Here is a 230-nt window from a genome sequence, read left to right as displayed (position 1 = left end):
AAGATTCAAAAAACTTTAATTGAAGAGTTTGATCATGGCTCAGATTGAACGCTGGCGGCAGGCCTAACACATGCAAGTCGAGCGGTAACACAAGGGAGCTTGCTCCTGAGGTGACGAGCGGCGGACGGGTGAGTAATGCCTAGGGATCTGCCCAGTCGAGGGGGATAACAGTTGGAAACGACTGCTAATACCGCATACGCCCTACGGGGGAAAGGAGGGGACCTTCGGGC

General features: G+C 53.9%; 1 rRNA gene. It reads left to right on the top strand.

Annotation, left to right across the window (positions count from 1 at the left end):
* Positions 1-16: 16 nt before the first annotated feature.
* Positions 17-230 (top strand): 16S ribosomal RNA (locus tag H5114_RS20335); the annotation flags it as partial.

This window comes from Shewanella sp. SR43-8 (genome assembly GCF_014163775.1).
GTDB classification, from domain to species: domain Bacteria; phylum Pseudomonadota; class Gammaproteobacteria; order Enterobacterales; family Shewanellaceae; genus Shewanella; species Shewanella vesiculosa.
This window is presented reverse-complemented; position numbering and strand designations above follow the sequence as displayed.